1 protein-coding gene is annotated in these 1112 nt (G+C 66.9%); it reads right to left on the bottom strand.

Annotation, left to right across the window (positions count from 1 at the left end; all coding sequences use genetic code 11):
- A partial coding sequence (locus ACFQS9_RS26450) for an AMP-binding protein (protein WP_378409534.1) occupies positions 1 to 1059 on the bottom strand: 1059 nt, incomplete at its 3' end.
- Positions 1060 to 1112 lie beyond the last annotated feature (53 nt).

Below are 1112 nucleotides of genomic sequence, written 5' to 3' on the forward strand. Positions count from 1 at the left end.
TTCCATGTTCGCGATGGTCGGGCCCACCGAGTCGAGCGCGATGTCGTCGCGGTCGAACGGGATGACATGGGAGACCGGGCTCATCTCCGACATCCCGTAGCCCTGCCGCACCCGGCAGCCGAGCCGGTTGGCGACGGCCCTGCCGAGTTCCTGATCGAGCGGGGCGGCACCGGAGAAGATCGTGTGCACCGACGACAGGTCGTAGTCGTCGACCAGCGGGTGTTTGGCCAGCGCCACCGCGACCGGCGGGGCGATGAACACGTAGGTGCACTCGTGCCCGGAGACGATCGACAGGAACTCGACCAGGTCGAACTTCGGCATCGTCACCAGCGCGGCCCGGTTGCGCAGGGCCGCGTTGAGCAGCACCGTCATGCCATAGATGTGGAAGAACGGCAGCACCGCGAGGAGCTTGTCATCGGCACTGATGCCCATCCGCGGGTTGATCTGGCACACGTTGGCCACCAGGTTGCGGTGCGTGAGCATGACCCCCTTCGGCCGGCCGGTGGTGCCCGACGAATACGGCAGCACCGCCAGCTGAGTCGCCGGGTCGAACGAGACGTCGGGGGCGGGTGCGCCCTCGGTCAGCAGGTCCGTCAGCGACGCATGACCTTCGGCGCCGTCGAGGACGATCACGTTCGCGTCGGGGATACCGACCTGGGCGGCAGCGGCCTTGGCCTGCGGGAGCAGCAGAGAGACGGTGAACAGGAACTTCGCCTTCGAGTCGGTGAGTTGTTTGGCGATGTCCTCCGCGGTGTAGAGCGTGTTGATGGTGGTCGCGACACCACCCGCCCGGAGGATGCCGTGGAACACCGACGCGAACGCGGGAACGTTCGGCGAATGCAGGCCCACGACCTCACCGACGGCCAGCCCGCGGGCCGCGAGCGCACCGGCGACACCGTTGACCTGGGCGACCAGCGCCCGGTACGTGATGACGGCACCGGAGACACCGTCGATCAGCGCCGGCCGTGCCTCATCGGCCGGGTCGACGGAACCGAAGAGGAAGTCGTAGACATTGAGGTTCGGAATCTCGACATCCGGAAACGGGCTCTTGAAGCTCACTGGGGCCTCTCCCTCGAAGTGTTGCAGCAGTGGGGTATTGGTATCGCGGTCCG

Source organism: Rhodococcus daqingensis (assembly GCF_042665615.1).
Taxonomy (GTDB): Bacteria; Actinomycetota; Actinomycetes; order Mycobacteriales; family Mycobacteriaceae; genus Rhodococcus_G; species Rhodococcus_G daqingensis.